Here is a 24,849-nt window from a genome sequence, read left to right on the forward strand (position 1 = left end):
CGATGCACCGGGCACACACAATCGGTGCGACGTCGAGGTGCAACGCACCCGGCGCGCCGCCGGCCGCCACCACGGCAGCCGGACGACCGACGAAGGCGACACGCACCACGGCCCGGCTCAGCGGGCCCGTCTCGCACCGCATCACCGCTACCCGGCCGCGGCCGGCCACGCGTCGCGCTTCGTCACCGAAAAACAATCCCGGAGACAGCGCCCAGCGCCCGCCATGCATTCAGATGCCCGCCCCGATTCGTCCCGTCCGTCCGGCTCGCCGCCCGCGAAGCCGTCCCTCCACCGCGCGTTGCAGGCCCGCCATCTACGGATGATCGCGATCGGCGGCTCGATCGGCACGGGGCTGTTCGTCGCATCCGGCGCGTCGATCTCGCAGGCCGGCCCCGGCGGCGCGATGCTCGCGTACATGGTGATCGGCCTGATGGTCTATTTCCTGATGACGAGCCTCGGCGAGATGGCCGCGTTCATGCCGGTGTCGGGCTCGTTCGCGACCTACGGCGCGAAGTTCGTCGACGAAGGCTTCGGCTTCGCGCTCGGCTGGAACTACTGGTACAGCTGGGCCGTGACGCTGGCGGTGGAGCTCGTCGCCGCGCAGCTCGTGATGAACTACTGGTTCCCGCACGTGCCGGGCGTCTGGTGGAGCGCGCTGTTCCTCACGCTGATCTTCGCGCTCAACGCGCTGTCGGTGCGCGGCTTCGGCGAAGCCGAATACTGGTTCGCGTTGGTCAAGGTGCTGACGGTGCTCGCGTTCGTCGGCGTCGGTCTGCTGATGATCTTCGGGATCATGCAGGGCGGCCCGAGCGCCGGCTGGGGCAACTTCACGATCGGCGACGCGCCGTTCGTCGGCGGCTGGGCGACGATGCTCGGCGTCGCGATGATCGCGGGTTTCTCGTTCCAGGGCACCGAAATGATCGGCGTCGCGGCCGGCGAATCGGAAAACCCGCGCACGACGATTCCGCGCGCGGTGCGCCAGATCTTCTGGCGCATCCTGCTGTTCTACGTGTTCGCGATCTTCGTGATCGGCGTGCTGATTCCGTACACCGATCCGAGCCTGCTGAAGAGCGACGTGACCGACATCGGCGTGAGCCCGTTCACGCTGGTGTTCCGCCACGCGGGCCTCGCGTTCGCGGCCGGCGTGATGAACGCGGTGATCCTGACGGCCGTGCTGTCGGCCGGCAACTCGGGCATGTATGCGTCGACACGAATGCTCTACAACCTCGCGGTCGAAGGCCGCGCGCCGAAGCTGTTTGCGAAGCTGTCGCCCGGCGGCGTGCCGCGCAACGCGCTGTATGCGACCACCGCCGTCGGCGCACTGTGCTTTCTCACGTCGCTGTACGGCGACAAGACCGTCTACCTGTGGCTGCTGAACACGTCCGGCATGGCCGGCTTCATCACGTGGCTCGGCATCGCGGTCAGCCACTACCGGTTCCGCAAGGGCTTCCTGAAGCAGGGCTACCGGCTCGACCAGTTGCCGTATCGGTCGAAGTGGTTCCCGTTCGGACCGCTGTTCGCGTTCGCCCTGTGCGCGGTCGTCGCGCTCGGCCAGGACTACCACGCGTTCCTCGCCGACAAGATCGACTGGACGGGCGTCGCCGCGACCTACATCGGCCTGCCGTTCTTCCTCGCGATCTGGCTCGGCTACGCGCTGGTGCGCAAATGCCGGCTGGTACGCTACGAGGACATGGAAATCGCGCCGTGGATCGACCGCAACGCGACGCCCGACGCCACCGAAAAGGCCGATGCCGGCTACCCGGCCTACGTCGCCCGGCCGGTCAACCCGACGCCGGGCGCCTGACGCCCGGCAACGCGCCGGCGACCGCCCGACCGCGGCGGCCGCTGCGCTGAAAACCCCATTCGACGCGGCGCGCGCGTTCAGGCAAGATCCACGCGCGCCGTCCGTTTTTCCGCCGTCACGAATCACCGAAAACGCATGCAGAACTTCTACGAAGCCACCGTTACCCGCCAGCCCTACCCGCAATTGACCGGCCCGATCGATACGCAGGTCTGCATCGTCGGCGGCGGCCTCGCCGGCCTGTGCACGGCGCTCGGCCTCATCGAGCGCGGCGTGCGCGACGTCGTCGTGCTCGACAGCGAGCGGGTCGGCTTCGGCGCGTCGGGCCGCAACGGCGGCTTCGTGTTCGGCGGCTACAGCCTCGACAACGCCGACCTGCTGCGCACGCTCGGCCGCGACGAAGGGCGCCGTCTGTACCGGCTCACCGTCGACGCGGTCGACCTGATCCGCGCGCGCATCGCGCGCTACGGGATCGACTGCGACATCGTCGACGAGGGCGTGATGCTCGCGAACTGGTTCGACGATCCGTCGCGGCTCGACGGTGTGCGCACGCTGATGAAAAACGAACTCGGCGTCGAGTGGGAACCCGTCCCGACCGGCGCGCTGCGCGAGCGGCTGAAGACCCAGCGCTATTACGGCGGCCTGTTCGAGCCGAACGCGTTCCACTTCCACCCGCTCAAGTACGTGCTCGGCGTCGCGGCGGCCGCCTCGCGCGGCGGTGCGCGCGTGTACGAGCGTTCGGCCGCGCTGGGCATCGCGCGCGACGGCGCCGGGTACGTCGTGCGCACGGCGCAGGGCACGGTGCGCGCCAAGGACGTCGTGTTCGCCGGCGGCGGCTACGCGCGCGGCGTGTCGCCGCGCATCGAGCGCGCGGTGCTGCCGATCGCGACCTACGTGATCGCGACCGAACCGCTCGGCACGCGCCTGCCCGACGCGATCGACGCGCCGTACGCGATCTACGACACGCGTTTCGCGTTCGACTACTACCGTCCGCTGAAGGACACGCGGATCCTGTGGGGCGGCCGGATCTCCGTGCTCGACCGCGGCCCCGACGCGATCGCGCGCCTGCTGCGGCGCGACCTGCTGCGCGTGTATCCGCAACTGGACGGCGTGAAGGTCGACTATGCGTGGGGCGGGCTGATGAGCTACGCGCGGCACAAGATGCCGCAGATCGGCCGCGACGCGGACGGCGTGTGGCACGCGATCGCTTTCGGCGGCCACGGGATGGCGCCGACCACGGTGGCCGGCGAGGCGCTCGCCGCCGCGCTGGCCGAAGGCCGGCCGGTGCCGGACGGCTTCGCCGCGTTCGGGCTCACGCGCACGTTCGGCCTGGCCGGCCTCGCCGCCGCGCAACTCACGTATACGGCGTACCAGGCCCGCGATGCGCTCGCCTCCTGCCGCCGCTGAGCGCCCGCGACGGCCTTGCCGATTAGAGCGGAAGGTCGGCCGGGCGGCCATTTCCCACATGCTAGAATGCCTTTTCCAAGCCGCCGCGAACCACAACAAAGTCACATGAAAGCAGGAAGCAAGGCCGCCACGTCCGACACCCGCGCGCTTGCGTCCGATGCGCGGCGTAAATACGATCCCGAGCAAACCAAGCGCAACATCCTCGATGTCGCCACGCAGGAATTCTCCGCGATGGGCCTCGCCGGTGCGCGCGTCGACGCGATCGCGGAGCGCACCAACACGACGAAGCGGATGCTCTACTACTACTTCGAAAGCAAGGAAGGCCTGTACGAGGCCGTGCTGGAGAAGGTGTACGGCGACATCCGCGCACTCGAGCAGGAACTGCACGTCGGCGACATGGAGCCGCGCGAAGGCATGCGCCGTCTCGTCGAGTTCACGTTCGACTATCACGACAAGCATCGCGATTTCGTCCGTCTCGTGTCGATCGAGAACATCCACGGCGCGAAATATGTCGAACAGCTCAAGTCGTTCAAGAACCGCAACGTCAGCATCATCAAGACGCTCGAGGAACTGCTCGAGCGCGGCGCGGCCAGCGGCGCGTTCCGCAAGGACATCGACGCGTTCGACCTGCACCTGCTGATCAGCTCGTTCTGCTTCCATCGCGTGTCGAACCGCTACACGTTCGGCGCCGCGTTCGGCCGCGATCCGTCGGCGCCGCGCCTGCGCGCGCGGCATCGCGACACGATCGCCGACGCGGTGCTCCGCTACGTCGCCGCGTAAGCGCCGCCGGCAGCCGGCCGGGGCGCGCCCCGGCCGCGGCCCTTGGCCCTGCAACGTTTCAGCGCATCAGTCCGTCGGCGCGGTCGACGCCAGCGCGATCCGCGCCTTCTGTTCGGGGCTGCCCGCCACGTAATACTTCTTCGCCCAGCTCGAATCGGGCGCGAGCGCGAGCCGCGCATGCGCGCCCGTGCCGCGCTGCTTCGCATCGATCGCCAATGCGCGTGCGCGGTAGTGCTCGTAAAGCCGCAGGAATTCCGCGAGATAGATCGCCGCGATCCGCTCGTCGCGGATCTCGAGCAGGTTCTCGTCGTTGTACTGCTCGGAGTTGCGGCTCATGTTCGCCGAGCCCGTATAGACGACCGGATTCGCGCCTTCCGCATCGATCACGATGAACTTGTGATGGATCACGACAGGCGGAAAGGCCGGCGCCGGCTCGCCCGGGAAGAGCCGCAGCTCCGGCTCGAAGCCTTGCGGCACCGTGGCCGGCGAAAAATACGACGCATCGATCACGTCATGGTTGTCGCGGCTGCGGTGGTACAGCTCGAGGTTCGCGAGCGTCGCCGCATCGAGCGACTGGCCGCCCTGCTGCGCGGCATCGGCCTTCGCCGCGCTGCCCGCGTTGATCCGGTTCACGAGGCCGAACATCATCAACCCGCGGTCGCCGGCCGCGAAACACGCATCGCGCAGCGCCGCGTCGGTCGGCATGAACAGGCAGAACGACACCGAATGCTTCGCGGCCGCGATCGCGGCGACGATCGTATCGATCTCGGTACGCTGCCCCGACGGCTCCGGCGAGTACGCGACGCGTACCTGCGCGCTGCCGATCGTCATCGGCGCCGACCAGCCCGGCGACAGCCGGGCGGTTTCCGCAATCGACGGATTCCCGGCCAGCGCATGGGCGCGCTCGTTGTACAGCGCGGCGAGCGCGGGCGAATCGAACGCGTGCAGCACGTTGGCCTGCTCGGTCAGCCCCTCGGTCGTGAAATTCGCGGAACCGGTCAGCACGCGCGCGGGCGCCGCGCTGGACGGCGCATCGGTCACGATGAACTTGTCGTGCATGATGTGCGTCCGGTCGCGCGGCGCGAGCGTCGCAAGGCCCTGCAGCGCGTCGACGGCCGGCTGGTTCGGCGACGGCAGCGGCGGCTTGCCCTTGCGCGCCGTCGTATGCGCGTCGTAGACGATCGCGAGCGACGCTTCGCCGTGCCGGCGGCCGAACGCCTCGAACGCGGGCAGCGCCCACAGCGTGTCGGTCAGGTGATAGACGGCCGATACCGCGCGCGACGCAGGATCGAGCATCTCCGCGAACACCTGCTCCATGTCGTTCGCGAGCCACGTGCGCAACTTCAGCGCCTGCGCTGCGCTCGGCGCCTCGTTCGGCGCGAGGCCCAGCGCCGCGACCTGCTTCGCGAACGCCTGCGAGCTGACCACCGCGCGGTTGAACCACGTGCCGATGCCGTCCTCGATGTGCGCGGGCAGCACAACCTCGCACACGCCGGCTTGCGCGTCGAGCACCTGCAGGTTCGCCGGCGTGCCGACGACCGGATAGACGTCGTAGCGGAACGACGCACCGCGGTCCTGCGGATCGATGCGCGCGTCCCACCACATGAATTTCTGAATCGGCGCCTGATCGGTCGGCGCATCGCCCTGCGTGTCGGCGGCCGGGCCGTCGAACGTCAGGCGATTGGGCAGCCAGCTGTCCGGCGCACGCGTCTTGCCGTCGGCCGACCAGAAGCCGGGCGTGCGCCGGATCGCGAAGCCGAGGAAATCGGACCGCGACGCCGCATCGGGCCAGTCGAAAGCCAGCAGGACCAGGGTGGGGGAAAGATAGCTGCGCACGCTGACGGTCATTCGTTGCTCCCTGGCCCGGCGGCCGGTCGAGATGAATGGGTCAGTCTTGACGACGGTTCTTCCCGGACGATGACCGTTCGATGAACCTTGTATGTCGGACGCGCGTCAGTCGCACACGAGCAGCTCGATCCCGCGCGCCGTCAGCGCGCGCCGCACGGCCTTGTCGGGCGCGCGCTCGGTCACCAGATAGCGGGCGGCGGCCGCGCCGTTGATCCGCACCGGCGTCACGCGGCCGAATTTCGAATGGTCGGCGACGATGATCGCCGTGCCCGCCGCCGCGATCATCCGGCTGCGCACTTCGGCCGCGAGCCGGGAGTAGTCGGTGCACTCGCCGTCGGGCGTGATGCCGCCGGCGCCGACGAACGCGAAATCGACGTGGTATTGCGCGAGCTGGTGAATCGTGTCGAGACCGAACGTGGCGTCCTCGTCGTCGGACAGCTCGCCGCCGAGCAGCGTCACGCGGTTGCCGTTGCGCCGCGCGAGCACGAACGCGGTGCGCCAGTCGTTCGTGTAGATCGACAGCCGGTGCCGGTCGGCGAGCGCCAGCGCGACCGCATGCGGCGTGCTGCCCGAATCGATCAGCACCGAGGCATCGTCGGGCACGAATTCGGCCGCGCGCCGCCCGATCGTGCGCTTCGCGTCGGCGTTCGCGGCTTCGCGCTCGGACAGGCTCGGCTCGCGGCGATCCGCGGCCAGCGCGCCGCCATGCGTCATCACGAGCAGGCCGCGCGCGGCCAGCGCGTTCAGGTCGCGCCGCACGGTTTCGCGCGAGACGTCGAGCGAGCGCACGAGTTCCGCGACCGACAACGCGCCCGACCGTCCGAGCTCCGACAGAATGTATTGATGACGTTGTTCCGCCAGCATCGCGTGTACGCCCGAGGCGACTGGTAATGGGTAAGCCGGCCATTGTATTACGGACGTTTGACGACCATTTGACCGCGCCGGGTAATGCAACCGGGCGGCGGCCGGGCGCGCCTCCCGAAAGCGAAATTCTGTATTGTCTGGCGCGCGCGAATCCGCGCGGCGCCGGTTGCTACACTTTGCGCTTCGCCGAACGAACGACCGACAAAGGGGCTCGCGCCATGTATCGCAAAGGCAGTGTGATCGAAATCCAGTTCCCGCCGGAACGCCTCAACGACGCGGCAGGCGATCCATACTGGATCGACCTGACGCTCGACGAAGCGCGCCGGCTCTACGAACAGCTCGCCGCGCGCTTCGCGACCGACGCGCGCGCCAACCAGCCGCTCGACACGTTCTCGATCGACTGACCGTCGCCGCGGCGCGCCCCGTCCGCGCCGCGCCGTGCGGCGGGCGCTCGTCCCCGCCGCCCCGCACACCGGCGCGATCGCACGCCGCGCGGCACGAGTGCAGGATTCGACAAGACGCCGGCGCCGCTTCGACCGATACTGGCCGACTTTCCGGTTCCGTCCGGCCGCCTCGCGGCCCGTCATGCATGCTTACCTCGATCGTCGCCGCCGCTTTCGTCGCGCTCTGGTCCACCGGCTTCATCGTTGCCCGGGCGATCAAGCCTTACGCCGATCCGAACCTGTTCCTGCTCGCGCGCTTCGCCGGCACGGCCGCGCTGTTCGGCGTGGTGGCGCTCGTCGCGCGCGCGCCGTGGCCGGCCCGCCGCGAATGGCCGCGCCACCTGATCGCCGGGGCGCTGCTGCAAGGCGTCTATCTCGGTGCGAGCTACTGGGCCGTCGCGCAGGGACTGAATGCGGGCGTGATGGCGCTGCTCGGCGCACTGCAGCCGCTTGCCACCGCCGTGCTCGCGGTCCCGCTGTTCAACGAACGCCTGCCCGCACGCGGCTGGCTCGGGATGGCGCTCGGGCTGGCCGGCGTCGCGCTCGTGCTCGCGCCGAAAGTCACGGGCGGCGTCGCGCCGCCGCCGGGCGCGGCGCCCGCGTGGCTCGTCGTCACCGTGTCGGTTCTGGCGGTCGGCTCGATCACCGCCGGCTCGCTGTACCAGAAAGGCAAGCTCGCGCAAAGCGATCTGCGCACGGCGGTCGCCGTGCAGAACTTCGGCGCGGCGCTCGTCGCGGCCGTCTTCGTCGTGCTGCTCCACGAAACCCGCTGGATCGGCGCGCCGGCGCTGTGGATATCGCTCGTGTGGGGCGTCGTGTTCCTGTCCGGCGGCGCGGTCACGATGCTGATGTGGATGCTGCGGCGCGGCAATGCGGCGCGCGCGACGTCGCTGCTGTTTCTCGCGCCGCCGCTGGCCGCGCTGCAGGGTTACGGGCTGTTCGGCGAAACGCTCGCGACGATCCAGCTCGCCGGCTTCGCGCTCGCGCTGCTGGGCGTCGTGCTCGCGCGGCGTTGACCTGGCGATCGGGCGCCGCCCGGACGCCGTTCGCGCCGCCTCCTGCACCCGCCCGGCGCACCGCGCACCACGGCGATGCGCCGCGTCTCGCCGAAGCAACGCGAAACCGCCGGATCGCAGGCCCGGCGCGGCGACACGCCGCGATTGCGCTTATGATGTGCGCCTTGCATTTCGTTCCGGAACTTCACTCATGACATCCGCCGATTACGCCAGCCGCCAACGCGCGATCATTGCCGAACTGAACGTCGCCCCGCACTTCGACGGCGAAGCCGAAATCGCTCGCCGCGTCGATTTCCTCGCGCAGTACCTTCGTTCGACCGGCCTGCGGACCTACGTGCTCGGCATCAGCGGCGGCGTGGATTCGTCGACGGCCGGCCGGCTTGCGCAACTGTCGGTCGAGCGCCTGCGCGCCGAAGGCTACGACGCGCGCTTCATCGCGATGCGCTTGCCGAACGGCGTGCAAAACGACGAAGAGGACGCGCAGCGTGCGCTCGCGTTCGTGCGCGCGGACGAGGTACTGACGGTCGACGTGAAGCCGGCCGCCGATGCGATGCTCCGTTCGCTGGTCGCGTCCGGCCACGCGTTCGAAACCCCCGCGCAGCAGGATTTCGTGCACGGCAACATCAAGGCGCGCGAGCGCATGATCGCGCAGTACGCGGTGGCCGGCGCGCGGCGCGGCATCGTGATCGGCACCGACCACGCGGCCGAATCGCTGATGGGTTTCTTCACGAAGTTCGGCGACGGCGGCGCGGACATCCTGCCGCTCGCGGGCCTGAGCAAGCGTCGCGTGCGCGGGGTGGCGCGCGCGCTCGGCGGCGACGAGCTGATCGTGATGAAGGTGCCGACGGCCGACCTCGAGGAGCTGCGCCCGCTGCGCCCCGACGAGCACGCGTATGGCGTGACCTACGACGAGATCGACGATTTCCTCGAAGGCAAGCCGGTCGCCGACCGCGTCTACGAAACGGTGCTGCGCTTCTACGACGGCTCGCGCCACAAGCGCGCACTGCCGTACACGATGTTCGACTGGCCGACCGCGCAACCCGGCCACTGCGGCTGATCGACGGCGCGGCGCCACTGCGCCGCGCAAACCCGAACGGTTCCGCGCGGCACGGGCGCGACCGGCAGCGCTACGCGTTGCCGCCCGTCTTCTTCGCCTGCAGCGCACGAATCCGCATCCGCGCGCCCGTATCGCTGACCGTCGCGTCGTACATCGTCGCGAGATCGCGTTTGAGCGCGGTACGCGAGCCGCCGTCGAGATACACCATGTGCCCCGACGGATAGAACCGCGCGGACAGGTTCTGCCGCACCTTCTGGTCCTCCAGCGGCATCTGCTGCAGATCGATCACGGTCTGGTAGAACGGCGTGACGAAGTCGTAGAGGCCATTCGCCGACAGCACCTTCAGGTCGACGTTCAGCGCCATCACCGCGGCGAGGTCGCCGGCCGTGTAGAGGATCACGTTCCCCTTCGCGTCGATGCCCTGCTGTGCGCCGGTCGGGTCGACGTGGCTGAAGTCCCAGTTCCGAAACGCCTGGTCGTTCAGATCCGTGAACGCGGAATTCGACGTGAACTTCAACTGCTCGTTCAGGTAGCTGTTCCACATCGCCGTATAAACGCCCGTCACGGCCGTCATCGTCGGATCGTTGCCGCCCGAATTCGGGTCGATCTTGCCGGCGATGCCCGACGAGATCCCCGTCACGCGGCCGTCGTACGAACCGAGCGCGAGCCCCTGCGCATGCAGCAGCGTCGTCAGGAACAGCGAGTTGCCGCGCGTGTCGTAGCCCGCGATATCGAGGCCCCACGATTGCAGCGTCGCCGTATCGATGCCCGTGTATTGCGACAGCTTCTGCACGGTGGCCGGGTTCGCGTGCGGCGCCGCGCGCAGCGCGGCCAGGTAGTCGGTGCGCGCGAACTGCGCGACTTCCTCGACGAACGCGCCGAGATCGCTCGGCGGCGGCTTGATGCCGAGTTTCTTGTGATACCACGCGTCGGCCGCGGCGGTCGGCAGCGCGCCGACCGGGTTGCCGGCCTGCCGGTAATCGAGGATCGACGATTGCAGCGTGACGCCGTTCAGGTCGACGCCATCCTCGTGCAGCTTGTACGCGAGCACGCAGCTGCGCGCGGTGCCGTACGATTCGCCGAACAGGTATTTCGGCGAGTTCCAGCGATTGTTCTTCGTCAGGTAGCGCTTGATGAACTGCTTCAGCGAATCCGCATCCTGGTCGACGCCCCAGAAATCGCGATTCTTGTGCGGCGCGACGGCCGCCGAATAGCCGGTGCCGACCGGATTGATGAACACCAGGTCGCTGTGGTCGATCATGCTGTCCGGGTTGTCTTCGATCTGGTACGGCGCGGGCGGCGTGAAACCCGGCATCGACGTCTTGATGCGCTTCGGCGCGAACGAGCCGAGCAACACGAACACCGACGACGAACCGGGCCCGCCGTTATAGAAGAACGTCACGGGCCGCGTTTCTTCCTTCGCGCCGTCGGCCGTGAACGCGACGTAGAAGATCTTCGCGGCCGGCTGCGAACTGCTCGGATCGACCGTCACGAGATGGCCGACCGTCGCCGTGTACGCGATGCGCTTGCCGTCGATCAGGATCGTGTGGTGCGTGATCGCGGCCGCCTCGGTCGTGTCGGTCACCGAGTCGTCCGGGCCGTTGCCGTATGCGACCGGATCGAAGAACGGCTGGTCGCGGCCGTGGCTCAGCGCGACCGGGTTGATGGTCGGCGGCACGCCATGCGAATTGTGGTCGCCGTGATGCAGCGGATACACGCCGCCGGAAGATGCGGAATCGATGCCCATCGTGCTGCTCCTGGAGGTGAAAAAAGACGCGGGCAGACCACCCGCGTCGAACCGAAAGACCTGCGCCGGCGCGTCAGCTCGACGGCTTGCGCGCGAGGATCGCGGCGAGCTGCGCGCCGTTCGGGCTGCCGAGGCCCGTGCACGCGTCCCAGCCCGACGCGGCCGCATACGTGCCGTTCGATCCTTTCGTGATGTCGCGCAGCGCGCCCGGGTTCTTGTACAGCGTCGGATTGATCCAGCCGGCGGACGTGCCGGCCGCCGCGTTGATTCGTGCGATCAGCGCGGCCCACAACGGCGCGACCGCGCTCGTGCCGCCCATCACCGCCGGGGTGCCGGCGATCGACACCTCGTAGCCGGTCTGCGGCGACGCGTCGCCGGCCACGTCCGGCACGCCGCGCTTGGCAAGCGGCGTGCTGCTGCCGTCGGCGTGCGCAACCGAGAGCCCCTGCTGCCATGCCGGCAGGTCGAACAGCGCACTGACGCCGCCGCCGCCCGCACCGCCGCCGGACGCCTCGTCGTTCCACGCGACTTCGCTGCGAATGCCCTGCCCGGGCAGCGCGTCGAGTTGCGTGCCGCCGCAGCCGAGCACGTACGGGCTCGACGCGGGGAAATCGACGTGATCGGCGCCATCCTGCAGCCCGTCGCCCGAGCCGCTGTCGCCCGACGCCGCACAGACGGTGATCCCCTGCGCGGCGGCCGCCTGCAGCACGCGGTTGAACGCGTGTGCCGACTGCGCCTGCCAGATCGCTTCCGGGCCGCCCCAACTGATCGAGATCACGGAAGGCCGGTTGGTCTTGTCGGTGACGGCCGCGTTGACGGCCTGGATGAAGCCCGCGTCGCTGTTCGGCGCGAAGTACACCGCGAGCTTCGCGGCCGGTGCGATCGCGCCAGCAATTTCGATGTCGAGCGCGACTTCGCCGTCCGGGCCGTTCGGCTCGCCGGTCGGCGCGTTGCGGCCGGTGCCGACGTTCACGTCGACGAGCGTCGGCGGCGTCGCGATCCCGAGCCCGCGGAAATACTGCTGGATGTCGGCCGCGCGATAGCCGCCGCCGAGCTCGACGATCGCGATGCATTGTCCGGCGCCGTCGCCGGCCGGGAAGTCGTACAGCGACGCAAGCTGGATCGGCGTGAACGTGACGGCCGCCGCGCCGCGCGCCGGCCTGAACGGCGGGCGGATCCGAAAGTGCGGCCGCGCCTGAGGACGGCTGTCGAGGCCGAGCACGGCCGTCACCGCATCGCCGAGCTCGTCGGGCAGCGCGATCGGGCCCGACCGGCCGCGATACTGACCGATCGCCCGATGCTCGAAGCGCTCGAGCTTCACGCTGAACGCGGTTTCGAACTGCCGGATCGTGCCGGACAGCACGACGACGCTTTCAACCGGGTCGACGCGATCGACCGTCAGTTGATGACGATGCGCGAATTCCTCGGTCTTGCGGATATCGTCGGGATTGGCGGAGAAACGCTGCGCGAATGCATCGCGCGACAGCGGTTTTGCGTGCGCGTCGCCGGTGGCGAGCTGGTGAACCAATGCATCGAGTTGCCCTTCTTCCTGCCGCCGCAACATGATCGTGACGTGGATGCGTTCTGCCGGATCGCACTGGCCGAGACACTTGGACTCGGCGACGATGCGGGGCTCACGGTCGGCTTGAAGATGCCTTGCCATGTTCAGACCCTCCTTGGTACCGCGTTGCACGGAACAGCCAGGAAATCGGACATAGCCTGCGGAAGACGGTTCCGTTCGGTCAGTCGGTTCGCGACGGCGCGTTCGCGATCGCGCGAAGCTAGAGGAAGTTTAGAACAGTCAGACGATTTGCGCGCACGCCCTTCTGCGGCAACGCGCACGAGCGCGGGCCGGCATCGCGCGCGGCCGGCGTCGATCGTCGCATGGCCGCCGCCACGTCGGTCGACCTGCGCGGCGGCCATGCGGCGAAGGCCACGCTCAGTCCATCGACAGCCGCAGTGCGAAACCGATCAACGCCGCGGAAAAGGTCCAGCGCTGCACCGTCTGCGCCAGCGGATGCGCGCGCATCCATGCCGCGATGCGCGACGCGCCGAACACGCATGCGAGGTCGAAGCACACGCCGGCCGCCACCAGCAACGCGCCGAGCTCGAACATCTGCCCGACGACCGGCCCGGTCTCGGGCCGCACGAACTGTGGCAGCAGCACCGAGCAGAACAGCAGCGCCTTCGGATTCAGCAGGTTGGTCAGCAGCCCCTTCACGAACGACTGCCGCAGTTCGCCCGCCGCCGCATCGCCGTCGCCGAGCGCGAACACCGGCGAGCGGAACACCTGGATCGCGACATACGCGAGATAGAGCGCGCCGCCGTAGCGGATCACCTCGTACAGCCACGGCGCGCTGCGGATCAGCGCCGCGACGCCGCACGCCGACAGCGTCACGTGCGCCGTGCGCGCGAGCGACAGGCCGGCCGCCGCCGCCATCCCCGGCCGCACGCCGCGGCCGATGCTGGTCTGCAGCACGAGCGCCATGTCGGGCCCCGGCACCGCATAAATGGCCGCCAGCGCGGCAAGATAAATCAACAGCAAATGCGTGGAAATCATGGTCTGCCCCGTCCTCCAATGACGATATGTTGCCGTTGAAGGACGAGGGATTACTGGCCATTTTTGGCGACGAAGTGGCGATCGGTAGGGGAATCCGCCACAATCCATGGATCGAAACAAGGATTCCGCCAATATGATCGACCTCGACAAAACCGACCGCGCGATCCTCGCTGCGGTGCAACGCGACGGCCGCCTGCCGATCGCGCGGCTCGCCGAATCCGTCGGGCTGTCCGAGACGCCTTGCGCTCGTCGCCTGAAACGCCTCGAAACCGACGGCTACATCGAACGCTACCGCGCGCAGCTATCGCGCCAGGCGCTCGGCTTCGGCGTGGTCGCGTTCGTGCTCGTGCGGTTCGCGACGCACGACCGCAAGGTCGCCGACCGGTTCGAACGGGAAGTGCTCGGCATCGAGCGGATCCTGGCCTGCCACAACGTCGCGGGCACGGCCGACTACCTGCTGCAGGTGGTCGCGCGCGACCTCGACGACTACGGCACGTTCCTGCGCGATTCGCTGCGGATGCTGCCGGGCGTGACGTCGATCGAGTCGGCGCTGTCGCTGCGCGAGGTGAAGCACGACGCGGGGTTGCCGGTGCCCTGACGCGCGCCGGAGCGGCGGCCTGCCCCGGTGTAACGCTCGTTCACACTGTTGGCGGCACCGCCGTCATGCGAAGTCGGATGACTGGTGCGCGCGCTCGAGATCCTCGAGAAACGCCTCCACGAGCGGATTCCCGCGGCCGTTGCGCGCGACGACCATGTGGAACGTCACGTCGTAGCGCAGTTGCTCCGGATTGAGCGGTGCGAGCAGCCCCTGCGCGACGTAAGGCGCCGCGAAATGCTGCGGCAGGTAACCCAGATGGTGGCCGGACAGGATCAGCAGCGCGACGGCCTCCATGTTGTCGGCGGTCGCGGTCACGCGATCGGGCGTCGTCGACAGTTGCGCCTCGGGCAGCGGATACGAGCGCCACGCCCATTCGAAGCCGGCGACGTCGGCCGGCGTCAGCGTGCCCGCGCCGTCGAACAGCGGATGGCCGCGGCCGCAATACGCGACCTGACGCTCGACGAACAGCGGCGTGTAATGAAGCGACGGCACGCGATGCCAGAAGTAGCCGACCGCGATCTGGATCTCGTCGCTCAGCAGCTTCTCCTCGAGATCGCCGGGCGCGCGCACCGAAATCGAAAAGCGCACGGCCTCGTCGCGGGTACGGAACGCGGCGATCGCCTCGGCGATCCGCGCATTCTGGCTCACCGGCGTATGGCCGATCAGGCCGATGTTCAGCGTGCCGACCAACTGGCGGTCCATATGCCGTGCGGCGATCCCGAATTCGTCGAGCGCCGCCAGCAGCTTGCGGCTCATCGCATGGAACCGCTCGCCCTTCGGCGTGAGCCGGAAGCCGCTGCGGCCGCGTTCGCAGAGCCGATAGCCGAGCCGCGTCTCCAGCGACGACAACTGCGCGCTGATCGTCGACTGGCCGACGTTCAGCACGGCCTGCGCGGCCGACACGCCGCCCGCGTCCGTGACCGCGAGAAACACGCGGATCAACCGCAGATCGAGGGTCGACAGATTCCCCAGCACGTTCATCCCCTTCCATACATCGACGACGATCGATGTTTACGTCGATATCTTCGCATTCTTCTTTCCCGACGGGGCGCGTAAAACTGTGCGCCAGACCGCGTCGCATGATACGGCAACCCCACCCCGAAAGAGACACCCCATGAACGACCACACCCATTTCCAGCCGCTCGGCGGCAATGAAATGCCGCGCTGCGGCGGCATCGCGACGATGATGCGCCTGCCGCACGTGGCGAGCGCCGAAGGCCTCGACGCGTGTTTCGTCGGCGTGCCGTTCGATCTCGGCACGTCCAACCGCACGGGCGCGCGCTTCGGCCCGCGCCAGATCCGCACCGAATCCGTGCTGCTGCGCCCGTACAACATGGCCACGCGCGCCGCCCCCTTCGATTCGCTGCAGATCGCCGACATCGGCGACGTCGCGATCAATCCGTACAACCTGCACGATTCGATCGCCCGCATCGAGGCCGCGTACGACGCGATTCTCGAGCACGACTGCAAGCCGATCACGCTCGGCGGCGACCATACGATCGCGCTGCCGATCCTGCGCGCGATCCACCGCAAGCACGGCAAGGTTGCATTGATCCACGTCGATGCACACGCCGACGTGAACGACACGATGATGGGCGAAAAGATCGCGCACGGCACGCCGTTCCGTCGCGCGGTCGAGGAAGGCCTGCTGCACGGCGACAAGGTCACGCAGATCGGCCTGCGCGGCACCGGCTACGCGGCCGAGGATTTCGACTGGTGCCGCGAGCAAGGCTTCCGCGTCGTCCAGGCCGAGGAATGCTGGAACAAGTCGCTCGCGCCGCTGATGGAGGAAGTGCGCGCGCGCATCGGCGATACGCCCGTCTACATCAGCTTCGACATCGACGGCATCGATCCGGCCTACGCGCCGGGCACCGGTACGCCGGAAATCGCGGGCCTCACGGTGCCGCAGGCGCTCGAGATCATCCGCGGCGCGAAGGGGCTGAACATCGTCGGGTGCGATCTCGTCGAAGTCGCGCCGCCGTACGACCCGTTCGGCACCACGGCCCTGCTCGGCGCGAATCTCGCGTACGAGTTGCTGTGCGTGCTGCCGGGCGTCGCGTACCGCGACTGATTCCCGCGCCGCCACCATTCCAAATCAGAAGATTCCAGAGGAGCACACATCGAGATGGGGACTTCCGTCAAGCAACCGAAGCGGGCGGCGCTCGCTTCGTTCGTCGGCACCACGATCGAGTGGTACGACTTCTATAGTTACGCGACCGCCGCCGCCATCGTGTTCGGGCCGCTGTTCTTTCCCGGCGAAAACCGCTTCATCAGCCTGCTCGCGTCGTTCGGCTCGTTCGCGGTCGGCTTCTTCGCGCGGCCACTTGGCGGCGTGATGTTCGGCTACCTCGGCGACCGCTTCGGCCGCAAGCGTTCGCTGCTCGCGACGCTGATGCTGATGGCCGTGTCGACGGTCGCGATCGGCCTGCTGCCGACCCATGCGCAAGCCGGCGTGATCGCCCCGATCCTGCTCGTGCTGATGCGCGTGCTGCAAGGCATCGCGGTCGGCGGCGAATGGGGCGGCGCGGTGCTGCTGGCCGGCGAGCATGCGCCCGAAGGCAAGCGCACGTTCTTCGCGTCGTTCGCGCAGCTCGGCAGCGCGAGCGGCCTGATCCTGTCGATGCTCGCGTTCGGCGCGATCAGCACGCTGTCGAAGGACGACATGATGAGCTGGGGCTGGCGCGTGCCGTTCCTCGCGAGCTCGGTGCTCCTGATCGTCGGCTTCGTGATCCGTGCGAGCGTGTCGGAGTCGCCCGAGTTCGAGGAAGTGAAGCAGAGCGGCAACATCGCGCAAAAACCGCTGCGCGAAGCGCTCAAGTACTGGCCGCTGCTGCTGCTCGCGATCGGCGCGAACGTGTACGGGATCGCCGGCGTGTATTTCAGCAACATCTTCATGATCAGCTATGCGACGCAGTTCCTGTCGCTCGACCGGTCGATGGTGCTGCATTGCATGACGATCGTCGCGGTGCTGCAGTTCGTCGTACAGCTTGCGGCCGCGTTCCTCGCGCAGCGCTTCGGCACCACGCGCGTGCTGCTGATCACCGGCGCCTGGGCGATGATCGTCCCGTTCGTGATGCTGCCGCTCGTGCACCTGGGCACGCCGGTGTCGATCACGGTCGGCGTCGGCCTCGCGACGCTCGCGGAATCGGGCTACTACTCGGTGGTGGCGGGCTTCGTCAGCGGCATCTTCGTCGCGCGGATCCGCTATACGGCGATCTCGATCGCCTATCAGGTGTGCGGCGCGCTCGCCGGCGGCCTCACGCCGCTCGTCGCGACGCTGATCGCGCAGAACGCGGCCCCGCAATGGTGGCCGCTCGCGATCCAGTACACGAGCGCCGCCGCACTGTCGTCGCTGTGCGTGTGGCTGATCGCACGCCGCGTCGGCATCGACGATGCGGGTGCGCCCGGCAAGACGAACGACGCGCTGCCGCGCGGCACGCGCGCCGCGTAGCGCGACGCAGTGCGCAACTGCATGCATGACGAAAATCGGCCCGCTTCTTCCGCGGGCCGATTTTTTGCCTTCCGACCGTCGATCGCGACGGCGCCGCCCAGCGCTCGCTGCGTGGTTAACGCATCTGGTTGCGCAGCGTCTTCGCGGCGGCGACCATGTTCGTCAGCGCCGGAATCACTTCCGACCATTGGCGCGTCTTCAGCCCGCAATCCGGGTTCACCCACAGGCGTTCCGCCGGAATCCGCTCGGCCGCCTTCCTCATCAGCCCGACGATGTGATCCTGCGTCGGGATGTTCGGCGAATGGATGTCGTACACGCCCGGCCCGATTTCGTTCGGATACTTGAAGTCGTCGAACGCATCGAGCAGCTCCATGTCCGAGCGCGACGTCTCGATCGTGATCACGTCCGCGTCCATGTCGGCGATCGACGCGATGATGTCGTTGAACTCCGAATAGCACATGTGCGTGTGGATCTGCGTATCGTCCTGCACGCCGTTCGCGGCGATGCGGAACGACTCGACCGCCCACTGCAGGTATTCGCTCCATTGCGCGCGGCGCAGCGGCAGCCCTTCGCGCAGCGCCGCTTCGTCGATCTGGATCACGCGCACGCCGGCCTTCTCGAGATCGAGCACTTCATCGCGGATCGCCAGCGCGAGCTGGTAGCACGATACCGAGCGCGGCTGGTCGTCGCGCACGAACGACCAGTTCAGGATCGTCACGGGGCCGGTGAGCATGCCCTTCATCGGCTTGTCCGTCAGCGACTGCGCATAGGCGATCCATTCGACCGTCATCGCCTTCGGGCGGCTGATGTCGCCGAACAGGATCGGCGGCTTCACGCAGCGCGAACCGTACGACTGCACCCAGCCGAACTGGCTGAACGCGTAGCCGTCGAGTTGTTCGCCGAAGTATTCGACCATGTCGTTGCGCTCGGCTTCGCCATGCACGAGCACGTCGAGTTCGAGCGATTCCTGTTCGCGGACACTGCGCTCGATCTCGGCCCGCATCGCCGCGCGATAGCCGGCTTCGTCCAGCGCGCCGGCCTTGAACCGGCTGCGCGCCTGGCGAATGTCGGCGGTCTGCGGAAACGAGCCGATCGTCGTCGTCGGGAACGCCGGCAGGTTCAGGCGCGCCGACTGCTTCGACGCACGCTGCGGATAGGGGCTCGCGCGGTTGCCGAGCTGCGCGTCGATGCGGGCGATCGCGGCCTTCACCGCCGGGTTGTTCACGCGCGGCGAGCGGCGGCGCGAATCGATCGCGGCGGCATTCGCGGCGAGCGCGGCGGCCACCTTGTCGCGACCTTCGTTCAGCGCGGTCGCGAGCACCTTCAGCTCGTCGAGCTTCTGCAGCGCGAACGCGAGCCACGAGCGGATTTCCGCGTCGAGCTTCTCCTCGCTCGCGAGATCGACCGGTACGTGCAGCAGCGAGCACGACGGCGCGAGCCACAGCCGGTCGCCCAGTTGCTTCGCGAGCGGCTCGAGCCAGTCGAGCGTCGCGTTCAGATCCGTCTTCCAGATGTTGCGGCCGTTGATCGCACCGACCGACAGCACGCGATCGGCCGGCAGTTCACGCACCAGCGCGTCGACTTCGTCGCGTGCGTTGATCGCGTCGATATGCAAGCCGTCGACCGGCAGCGACGCCGCGAGCGTCAGGTTGTCCTGAAGCTGCCCGAAGTACGTGGCGAGCAGCAGCTTGATGCGGCGAGTTTCCAGCGCCGCGTATGCGGTACGGAACGCGCGGCGCCATTCGGCATCGAGCTCGGTGACGAGAATCGGCTCGTCGATCTGCACCCATTCGACGCCCTGCGCGGTCAGCGTGTCGATCAGCGCACCGTACACCGGCAGCAGCTTCGGCAATAGCGCGAGACGATCGGAATCGTCCTTCGCCTTGCCGAGCCACAGGTACGTGACCGGGCCGAGAATCACCGGCTTCGCGTGCACGCCCTGCGCGTTCGCTTCGGCCAGTTGCTGCAGCAGACGCGACGGATCGAGCGAGAAGTTCGTGTCCGCATGGAACTCCGGCACGATGTAGTGGTAGTTCGTGTCGAACCACTTCGTCATTTCGCCGGCCGCGACACCGCCGCAGCACGCGGCGTGCTCCTGCGCCGACTGCGCCGAACGGCCGCGCGCGACGCGGAAATAGTTGTCGAGCGCATCGCCGTGGAAATCCTGCACGCGTTTCGGCAAGTTGCCGAGCGTGAAGCTCATGTCGAGCACGTGGTCGTAGAACGCGAAGTCGCCGATCGGCGCGAGGTCGAGATCGCGCTGGTCGTGCCAGTGACGCCGGCGCAGCCCGGCGCCGAGCGCCGTCAGTTCGTCGCGCGACGATTCGCCGTTCCAGTAGCGTTCGAGACCGAACTTGAGTTCGCGCTTCGCGCCGATGCGCGGAAAACCGAGGTTGTGTGTCGTGACCATGAAGCTGTCGTCCAGAGAAAAGGTGAAGATCCGGCAGCCATCATAGGGATTTCAAACCATGAAATAAAATGGCATTATTTCATTCATCCATTAATATTCTTCATGCATTTGCTGCATGAGCGCGATCCATGCTGGAACGATTCCATCTCGTCGTCATTCGTGAAGTCGAGCGCCAGGGCTCGCTGACCGCGGCGGCCAATGCGCTGCACCTCACGCAATCGGCGCTCAGCCATACGGTCAGGAAAATCGAGCAGCAGCTCGGCACGCCGATCTGGGACCGGGAAGGCCGCGGCCTGCGGCTCACGCAGGGCGGGCAGTATCTGCTGAAGCTGGCAAACCGGCTGCTGCCGCAGTTCGAGCTCGCCGAGGAACGGATGAAGCAGTACGCGAAAGGCGAGCGCGGCACGCTGCGCATCGGGATGGAGTGCCACCCGTGCTACCAGTGGCTGCTGAAGGTCGTCTCGCCGTACCTGTCGTGCTGGCCCGACGTCGACGTGGACGTGAAGCAGCGCTTCCAGTTCGGCGGCATCGGCGCGCTGTTCGGTTACGACATCGACGTGCTCGTGACGCCCGATCCGCTGAAGAAGCCGGGGCTGCGCTTCGATCCCGTGTTCGACTACGAACAGGTGCTGGTGGTCGCGGATTCGCACCGGTTCGCGCATGTCGACTACGTGAGCCCCGAGCAACTGACCGACGAGATCCTGATCACGTACCCGGTCGAAACCGACCGGCTCGACATCTACAACCAGTTTCTGACGCCGGCCGGCATCGTGCCGAGGCGACACAAGTCGATCGAGACCACCGACATCATGTTGCAGATGGTCGCGAGCGGGCGCGGCGTGGCCGCGCTGCCGCGATGGCTCGCCGACGAGTACGCGGACCGGATGCCGGTCGTGCCGGTCAAGCTCGGCAAGCAGGGCATCGCGAAGCAGATCTTCCTCGGCATCCGCGAAGCGGACGCATCGATCGACTATCTGGCCGCGTTCGTCGCGCTGGCGCGCGAATCGACATGGAGCGCGCCGCGCATGCTGCGCTAGGCGCGTCCGGTTGCCTCGCGCGTCAGGCGGCGCGCATGCCCGCGCGTTCGCCGCGCTCGACCCACGCGCCGAACAGCAGGCCGATCGTCGTCCACATGATCACCTGCATGCCGATGGCCGCCACGCGGAATTTCCACAGCAAGGCCGCCGGGAAATCGGCCGGCAGTTCGCTGACCGACGGCAGCCCGATCTGCACGGCCGCGATGATCGCGACGAACACGAGCCCCGCGACGATCGACGCGTTCCATTGGCCGAGCTTCGCCAGCAGATGGCGACGCACGCCGACCGAGAACACCATCGTCGCGACCGAGATCGCGATCATCAGGAAGAACAGGCCGGTGCGATAGCCGATCGTGTCGGGGTCGCCGACCGACGGCGGGTTGGCCGGGTACTTGAGGTTCGGCACGATCACGAGCGCGACGAACGCCGCCAGCGCGAGCCACGCGGCCAGCGGCCGTGCCGGCAGGCGACTGCCTCGTCCGTATGCATACGCGAAGACCAGCGAGAACAGCCCGCCGAATGCCGCGCCGTAGGTCACGACACCCGTCAGCAACCCGAGGCCGGCCTGCGTGTGGCGACTGACCAGCTCGGGTTCCGGCGCCTCGCCCTGGGCGGCGGCGGTTTTTTCCTCTAAGGAGATCGCCTGATCGACTTGCGGTTCGCCGACCATTTTCGCGAACCCGAACGTGAGAAGCCCCGCGGCGATGCCTGCGAGCATCCCGCGCATGAGCAGCTTTCCGACCATCTTGTTACTCCGCGTCAGTGGCAGGGAAAGCCGAGCAGATGGCGGCCGTCGTGGACGAATTCGTGGACGTACATGCCCGGCACGAGCGACGTCGCGCCCTGTTCCGCGCCGACGAAATAGAGTGCGAGCAGCAGGATCAGGCCGACGAACACGGCCCACGGCAACAGTTCACGGACGGGAATGGGCGCCGGCACGACCGCCGGCTTCAGCACTGCTTCGCTCATGGATGCACCTCAGGGGAATCGCGCCCCGACAAATGATGGATGGGTACGAAGGCAGGTCTGACTTCCGGGATCGTCGATTCCCCGGTTACAGTGGCGCGACCGCGCCGGAATTGCACCGGCTTCCGCGCTTCGTATCGGGCGAATTGTACGCGCGAACGTTCGCGTATTGAAGCGATGACACACGGCAAGTGCGCACCGCTCCCGATCGCCCGACAACCGACATGAACATGCATGCCTCGCTGCGCCTGATCGCACACGCATCGACCCGCGCAATGCGCACCGGCACGTTTCCCGACGACGATCCGCTCGACGCGCACGGGCTGGCCGAAGCCACTGCGCTGCGCGGCCGCTGGACGGTCGGTGCCGGCTCGCTCGTGCTGTGCAGCCCGGCGCGCTGCGCGAGGCAGACCGTTGATGCACTCGGACTGCACGCCGATATCGACGATGCGCTGCGCGACATCGATTACGGCAATTGGCGCGGCAAGCGGCTGCACGATCTCGCGCGCGACCTGCCCGACGAACTGGCGGCGTGGATCGGCACACCGTCCGCGTCGCCGCATCGCGGCGAATCGTTCGACGGTGCCGCGCGTCGGGTCGGCACATGGTTGAGCGCACTGCCGCCCGATCGCGACGTCGTCGCGATCACGCATGCGCCGATCGTCCGCGCGGCCATCGCGCATGTGCTGCGGATGGGTACCGGGGCAGCCACACGCCTCCACGTCGCGCCGCTGTCGTGCACGACGTTCGTCGCGTCGCCGGCCGGCTGGACCCTGGCCGCGACGGACGATGACTCGCGCGACACCGGCGCGTAAGCCGCTGTCGTGTTCACTATGTGAGCGGACGATGCGCCCCCGACGCTTCGCATGCCGCCGCTCGCCTTACATCCCGTAAGACACTCCGTTCGGCATCCCGACTGTCATCAAACTGACTGCTAGCCGCAGCTAGGATCGGACGAGGCTCCCTTACGAGATGTCGTCATGAATCAACCTGCTTCGTCCGCCCCGAACAATTCGGCCTCCGTCGCGCGCACCCGGCAGATCGGCTATACCGTCTTCCTGCTGGTGCTCGTGCTTGGCGCCGTCTATATCGCCACGCACCTGGTCGACGATCTGTCGCCGGTCCGCGAAGGGTCGATGTTCCCGTACCTGCTGCTCGGCGCAGCACTGCTGATCGCTCTCGGCTTCGAGTTCGTCAACGGCTTCCACGACACCGCGAATGCGGTCGCGACCGTGATCTATACGCACTCGCTCACGCCGAACGTCGCGGTGATCTGGTCGGGCATGTGGAACTTCCTCGGCGTGATGGTCTCGAGCGGAGCCGTCGCGTTCGGCATCCTGCAGTTGCTGCCGGTCGAGCTGATCCTGCAGGTCGGCAGCGGCTCGGGCTTCGCGATGGTGTTCGCGCTGCTGATCGCCGCGATCGTCTGGAACCTCGCGACCTGGTATTTCGGGTTGCCGTCGTCGAGCTCGCATACGCTGATCGGGTCGATCATCGGTGTCGGGCTGATGAACCAGTTGATGCACGGGCCGTCCGGCACGAGCGGCGTCGACTGGGGCCAGGCGCTCGGCGTCGGCAAGTCGCTGCTGCTCTCGCCCATCGTCGGTTTCCTGTGTGCGTCGCTGTTGCTGCTCGTGCTGAAGGCTGTCGTGCGGATTCCCGAGCTGTACAAGGAACCGCCGAAGGACCAGCCGCCGCCGTTCTGGATTCGCTGCCTGCTGATCCTCACCTGCACCGGCGTGTCGTTCGCACACGGGTCGAACGACGGACAGAAAGGGATGGGCCTCATCATGCTGATCCTGATCGGCACGGTGCCGACCGCGTATGCGCTGAACAAGGCCGTCACGCCCGCCGAATCGCAGACCTTCGTGGCGGTCGCGAACCAGGCGGCCGCGACGTTCGGAAAATACACGAACGGCGTCGCGCCTTCCTCGAATCCGCGCGCCGATGTCGAACACTACGTTCAGCATCGTGAACTGACGCCCGCCGTGCTGCCGGCCGTGGCGCAGTTGTCCACGTCGCTCGCGACCGCCGTCGGCGCGTCGGGCTCGATGGCGGCCGTGCCGCAGCGCGACGTCGACAACGTGCGCAACACGATGTATCTGGTATCCGAAGCCATTCGCCTGATCGAGAAGTCGGGCCAGCCTGCATTCGCCACCGACGACAAGCTCGCGATCGACAACTATCGCAAGCAGCTCGACCACGCGACCAAGTTCATTCCGACGTGGGTGAAGGTTGCCGTCGCGATCGCGCTGGGTCTCGGCACGATGGTCGGCTGGAAGCGGATCGTCGTGACCGTCGGCGAAAAAATCGGCAAGCAGCATTTGACGTACGGACAGGGTGCATCGGCCGAACTCGTCGCGATGCTGACGATCGGCGCCGCCGACATGTACGGGCTGCCCGTGTCGACGACACACGTGCTGTCGTCGGGCGTCGCGGGCACGATGGCGGCGAACGGCTCCGGGCTGCAATGGAGCACGGTGCGCAGCCTCGTCCTCGCGTGGGTGCTGACGCTGCCGGCGTCGATCGCGCTGGCGGCAGGGCTTTACTGGTTGTTCAGGTCGCTGGCTTGATCGGCGACACGGCGGGTGGCGGGCGATAGCCGGCCATCCGCCGCGGCAGGTGGGGTCTCTCCGTCTCTCCGCCTCTCCGCCTCTCCGCCTCTCCGCCTCTCCGCCTCTCCGCCTCTCCGCCTCTCCGCCTCTCCGCCTCTCCGCCTCTCCGCCTCTCCGCCTCTCTGAAGTGGTCAAGTAACTCTGGACATAGCTCCGGGTTAGGCTGCGAGCGCTTCGAAACGCGCTGGCGGCATTCCCTTCGCAGCCGAGTGAAGGCGACGATGGTTGTAGAAATCGACCAAATAGTCG

General features: G+C 67.7%; 21 protein-coding genes and 1 riboswitch. Of the genes, 12 read left to right on the top strand and 9 right to left on the bottom strand.

Annotated elements, in window-relative coordinates:
- The first annotated feature begins 223 nt into the window (after positions 1–223).
- From WS95_RS09685 to WS95_RS09695, 3 genes are all read left to right on the top strand, one after another.
- Positions 224–1,804, top strand: a complete 1,581-nt coding sequence (locus tag WS95_RS09685; RefSeq protein ID WP_034204123.1) for an amino acid permease — start codon at positions 224–226, stop codon at positions 1,802–1,804.
- Between the two features lie 135 nt (positions 1,805–1,939).
- Positions 1,940–3,208, top strand: coding sequence for an NAD(P)/FAD-dependent oxidoreductase (locus WS95_RS09690; protein ID WP_059823503.1), 1,269 nt, complete (start codon positions 1,940–1,942; stop codon positions 3,206–3,208).
- A gap of 105 nt (positions 3,209–3,313) precedes the next feature.
- Positions 3,314–3,988 (top strand): TetR family transcriptional regulator, encoded by a 675-nt coding sequence (locus WS95_RS09695; RefSeq protein ID WP_034204121.1) that lies wholly within the window; start codon positions 3,314–3,316, stop codon positions 3,986–3,988.
- Between the two features lie 66 nt (positions 3,989–4,054).
- Here WS95_RS09695 and WS95_RS09700 read toward each other — a convergent pair whose 3' ends face one another.
- Both WS95_RS09700 and WS95_RS09705 read right to left on the bottom strand, forming a co-directional pair.
- Positions 4,055–5,836 carry a phospholipase D-like domain-containing protein gene (locus WS95_RS09700; protein WP_034204120.1) on the bottom strand — a complete coding sequence of 594 codons (1,782 nt, stop codon included), beginning with the start codon at positions 5,834–5,836 and terminating at the stop codon, positions 4,055–4,057.
- Positions 5,837–5,941: 105 nt separating this feature from the next.
- Positions 5,942–6,700: a DeoR/GlpR family DNA-binding transcription regulator gene (locus WS95_RS09705; RefSeq protein WP_006491117.1), complete on the bottom strand. Its 759-nt coding sequence runs from the start codon at positions 6,698–6,700 to the stop codon at positions 5,942–5,944.
- A gap of 218 nt (positions 6,701–6,918) precedes the next feature.
- Between WS95_RS09705 and WS95_RS09710 the strand changes: the two genes are divergently transcribed.
- The 3 genes from WS95_RS09710 to nadE all read left to right on the top strand — a co-directional run bounded on the left by WS95_RS09710 (position 6,919) and on the right by nadE (position 9,216).
- Positions 6,919–7,104 carry a hypothetical protein gene (locus WS95_RS09710; protein WP_006480515.1) on the top strand — a complete coding sequence of 62 codons (186 nt, stop codon included), beginning with the start codon at positions 6,919–6,921 and terminating at the stop codon, positions 7,102–7,104.
- A gap of 185 nt (positions 7,105–7,289) precedes the next feature.
- Entirely contained in the window at positions 7,290–8,159 is an 870-nt protein-coding gene (locus tag WS95_RS09715) for a DMT family transporter (protein WP_034204119.1), read from the top strand.
- A gap of 190 nt (positions 8,160–8,349) precedes the next feature.
- Positions 8,350–9,216, top strand: coding sequence for an ammonia-dependent NAD(+) synthetase (gene nadE / locus WS95_RS09720; protein WP_059823505.1), 867 nt, complete (start codon positions 8,350–8,352; stop codon positions 9,214–9,216).
- 70 nt (positions 9,217–9,286) lie between these two features.
- Here the strand turns inward: nadE and WS95_RS09725 are convergent, their stop codons facing one another.
- From WS95_RS09725 to WS95_RS09735, 3 genes are all read right to left on the bottom strand, one after another.
- Positions 9,287–10,963 (bottom strand): S10 family peptidase, encoded by a 1,677-nt coding sequence (locus WS95_RS09725; protein WP_059823506.1) that lies wholly within the window; start codon positions 10,961–10,963, stop codon positions 9,287–9,289.
- Between the two features lie 73 nt (positions 10,964–11,036).
- On the bottom strand, positions 11,037–12,626 hold the full coding sequence (locus WS95_RS09730) for a S53 family peptidase (protein ID WP_059823508.1): 1,590 nt from the start codon (positions 12,624–12,626) through the stop codon (positions 11,037–11,039).
- Positions 12,627–12,902: 276 nt separating this feature from the next.
- Positions 12,903–13,523 (bottom strand): LysE family translocator, encoded by a 621-nt coding sequence (locus WS95_RS09735; RefSeq protein WP_059823510.1) that lies wholly within the window; start codon positions 13,521–13,523, stop codon positions 12,903–12,905.
- Between the two features lie 133 nt (positions 13,524–13,656).
- On the opposite strand from WS95_RS09735, the gene WS95_RS09740 reads away from it, so the two are divergent.
- Positions 13,657–14,121, top strand: coding sequence for an Lrp/AsnC family transcriptional regulator (locus WS95_RS09740; RefSeq protein WP_059500532.1), 465 nt, complete (start codon positions 13,657–13,659; stop codon positions 14,119–14,121).
- 63 nt (positions 14,122–14,184) lie between these two features.
- Here WS95_RS09740 and WS95_RS09745 read toward each other — a convergent pair whose 3' ends face one another.
- Positions 14,185–15,102 (bottom strand): LysR family transcriptional regulator, encoded by a 918-nt coding sequence (locus WS95_RS09745; protein WP_257139675.1) that lies wholly within the window; start codon positions 15,100–15,102, stop codon positions 14,185–14,187.
- 133 nt (positions 15,103–15,235) lie between these two features.
- Between WS95_RS09745 and speB the strand changes: the two genes are divergently transcribed.
- A complete protein-coding gene (gene speB, locus WS95_RS09750; protein ID WP_006495120.1) occupies positions 15,236–16,192 on the top strand; it encodes an agmatinase in 957 nt (318 codons plus the stop codon).
- Positions 16,193–16,246: 54 nt separating this feature from the next.
- Positions 16,247–17,572, top strand: coding sequence for an MFS transporter (locus WS95_RS09755; protein ID WP_059823512.1), 1,326 nt, complete (start codon positions 16,247–16,249; stop codon positions 17,570–17,572).
- 115 nt (positions 17,573–17,687) lie between these two features.
- On the opposite strand, the gene metE is transcribed toward WS95_RS09755, so the two are convergent.
- Complete coding sequence (metE, locus tag WS95_RS09760) at positions 17,688–19,982, bottom strand: 5-methyltetrahydropteroyltriglutamate--homocysteine S-methyltransferase (protein WP_059823514.1); 2,295 nt, start codon at positions 19,980–19,982, stop codon at positions 17,688–17,690.
- 128 nt (positions 19,983–20,110) lie between these two features.
- Between metE and WS95_RS09765 the strand changes: the two genes are divergently transcribed.
- The gene (locus WS95_RS09765; protein WP_059823515.1) at positions 20,111–21,019 is read left to right on the top strand and encodes a LysR family transcriptional regulator; all 909 of its coding nucleotides are present in this window, start codon (positions 20,111–20,113) and stop codon (positions 21,017–21,019) included.
- A gap of 22 nt (positions 21,020–21,041) precedes the next feature.
- On the opposite strand, the gene WS95_RS09770 is transcribed toward WS95_RS09765, so the two are convergent.
- Positions 21,042–21,764 carry a CbtA family protein gene (locus WS95_RS09770; protein WP_034204110.1) on the bottom strand — a complete coding sequence of 241 codons (723 nt, stop codon included), beginning with the start codon at positions 21,762–21,764 and terminating at the stop codon, positions 21,042–21,044.
- Between the two features lie 14 nt (positions 21,765–21,778).
- Positions 21,779–21,988, bottom strand: a complete 210-nt coding sequence (locus WS95_RS09775) for a CbtB domain-containing protein (RefSeq protein WP_006488502.1) — start codon at positions 21,986–21,988, stop codon at positions 21,779–21,781.
- A gap of 33 nt (positions 21,989–22,021) precedes the next feature.
- Positions 22,022–22,160, bottom strand: a riboswitch (cobalamin riboswitch).
- A gap of 49 nt (positions 22,161–22,209) precedes the next feature.
- Here WS95_RS09775 and WS95_RS09780 point away from each other — a divergent pair.
- Both WS95_RS09780 and WS95_RS09785 read left to right on the top strand, forming a co-directional pair.
- A complete protein-coding gene (locus tag WS95_RS09780) occupies positions 22,210–22,800 on the top strand; it encodes a histidine phosphatase family protein (protein WP_034204109.1) in 591 nt (196 codons plus the stop codon).
- Between the two features lie 165 nt (positions 22,801–22,965).
- Entirely contained in the window at positions 22,966–24,558 is a 1,593-nt protein-coding gene (locus WS95_RS09785) for an inorganic phosphate transporter (protein WP_059823517.1), read from the top strand.
- Positions 24,559–24,849 lie beyond the last annotated feature (291 nt).

Origin of the sequence: Burkholderia sp. MSMB1826 (genome assembly GCF_001526325.1) — a bacterium.
Taxonomy (GTDB): domain Bacteria; phylum Pseudomonadota; class Gammaproteobacteria; order Burkholderiales; family Burkholderiaceae; genus Burkholderia.

What these genes read in the sequence shown, in the direction of transcription:
- WS95_RS09705 (WP_006491117.1), bottom strand. Translation starts at nt 6,700, where the DNA reads ATGCTGGCGGAACAACGTCATCAATACATTCTGTCGGAGCTCGGACGG.
- WS95_RS09745 (WP_257139675.1), bottom strand. Translation starts at nt 15,102, where the DNA reads ATGAACGTGCTGGGGAATCTGTCGACCCTCGATCTGCGGTTGATCCGC.
- WS95_RS09710 (WP_006480515.1), top strand. Translation starts at nt 6,919, where the DNA reads ATGTATCGCAAAGGCAGTGTGATCGAAATCCAGTTCCCGCCGGAACGC.
- WS95_RS09780 (WP_034204109.1), top strand. Translation starts at nt 22,210, where the DNA reads ATGAACATGCATGCCTCGCTGCGCCTGATCGCACACGCATCGACCCGC.
- WS95_RS09715 (WP_034204119.1), top strand. Translation starts at nt 7,290, where the DNA reads ATGCTTACCTCGATCGTCGCCGCCGCTTTCGTCGCGCTCTGGTCCACC.
- speB (WP_006495120.1), top strand. Translation starts at nt 15,236, where the DNA reads ATGAACGACCACACCCATTTCCAGCCGCTCGGCGGCAATGAAATGCCG.
- WS95_RS09765 (WP_059823515.1), top strand. Translation starts at nt 20,111, where the DNA reads ATGCTGGAACGATTCCATCTCGTCGTCATTCGTGAAGTCGAGCGCCAG.
- WS95_RS09785 (WP_059823517.1), top strand. Translation starts at nt 22,966, where the DNA reads ATGAATCAACCTGCTTCGTCCGCCCCGAACAATTCGGCCTCCGTCGCG.
- WS95_RS09685 (WP_034204123.1), top strand. Translation starts at nt 224, where the DNA reads ATGCATTCAGATGCCCGCCCCGATTCGTCCCGTCCGTCCGGCTCGCCG.
- WS95_RS09725 (WP_059823506.1), bottom strand. Translation starts at nt 10,963, where the DNA reads ATGGGCATCGATTCCGCATCTTCCGGCGGCGTGTATCCGCTGCATCAC.
- WS95_RS09700 (WP_034204120.1), bottom strand. Translation starts at nt 5,836, where the DNA reads ATGACCGTCAGCGTGCGCAGCTATCTTTCCCCCACCCTGGTCCTGCTG.
- WS95_RS09730 (WP_059823508.1), bottom strand. Translation starts at nt 12,626, where the DNA reads ATGGCAAGGCATCTTCAAGCCGACCGTGAGCCCCGCATCGTCGCCGAG.
- WS95_RS09770 (WP_034204110.1), bottom strand. Translation starts at nt 21,764, where the DNA reads ATGGTCGGAAAGCTGCTCATGCGCGGGATGCTCGCAGGCATCGCCGCG.
- WS95_RS09775 (WP_006488502.1), bottom strand. Translation starts at nt 21,988, where the DNA reads ATGAGCGAAGCAGTGCTGAAGCCGGCGGTCGTGCCGGCGCCCATTCCC.
- metE (WP_059823514.1), bottom strand. Translation starts at nt 19,982, where the DNA reads ATGGTCACGACACACAACCTCGGTTTTCCGCGCATCGGCGCGAAGCGC.
- WS95_RS09695 (WP_034204121.1), top strand. Translation starts at nt 3,314, where the DNA reads ATGAAAGCAGGAAGCAAGGCCGCCACGTCCGACACCCGCGCGCTTGCG.
- WS95_RS09740 (WP_059500532.1), top strand. Translation starts at nt 13,657, where the DNA reads ATGATCGACCTCGACAAAACCGACCGCGCGATCCTCGCTGCGGTGCAA.
- nadE (WP_059823505.1), top strand. Translation starts at nt 8,350, where the DNA reads ATGACATCCGCCGATTACGCCAGCCGCCAACGCGCGATCATTGCCGAA.
- WS95_RS09755 (WP_059823512.1), top strand. Translation starts at nt 16,247, where the DNA reads ATGGGGACTTCCGTCAAGCAACCGAAGCGGGCGGCGCTCGCTTCGTTC.
- WS95_RS09690 (WP_059823503.1), top strand. Translation starts at nt 1,940, where the DNA reads ATGCAGAACTTCTACGAAGCCACCGTTACCCGCCAGCCCTACCCGCAA.
- WS95_RS09735 (WP_059823510.1), bottom strand. Translation starts at nt 13,523, where the DNA reads ATGATTTCCACGCATTTGCTGTTGATTTATCTTGCCGCGCTGGCGGCC.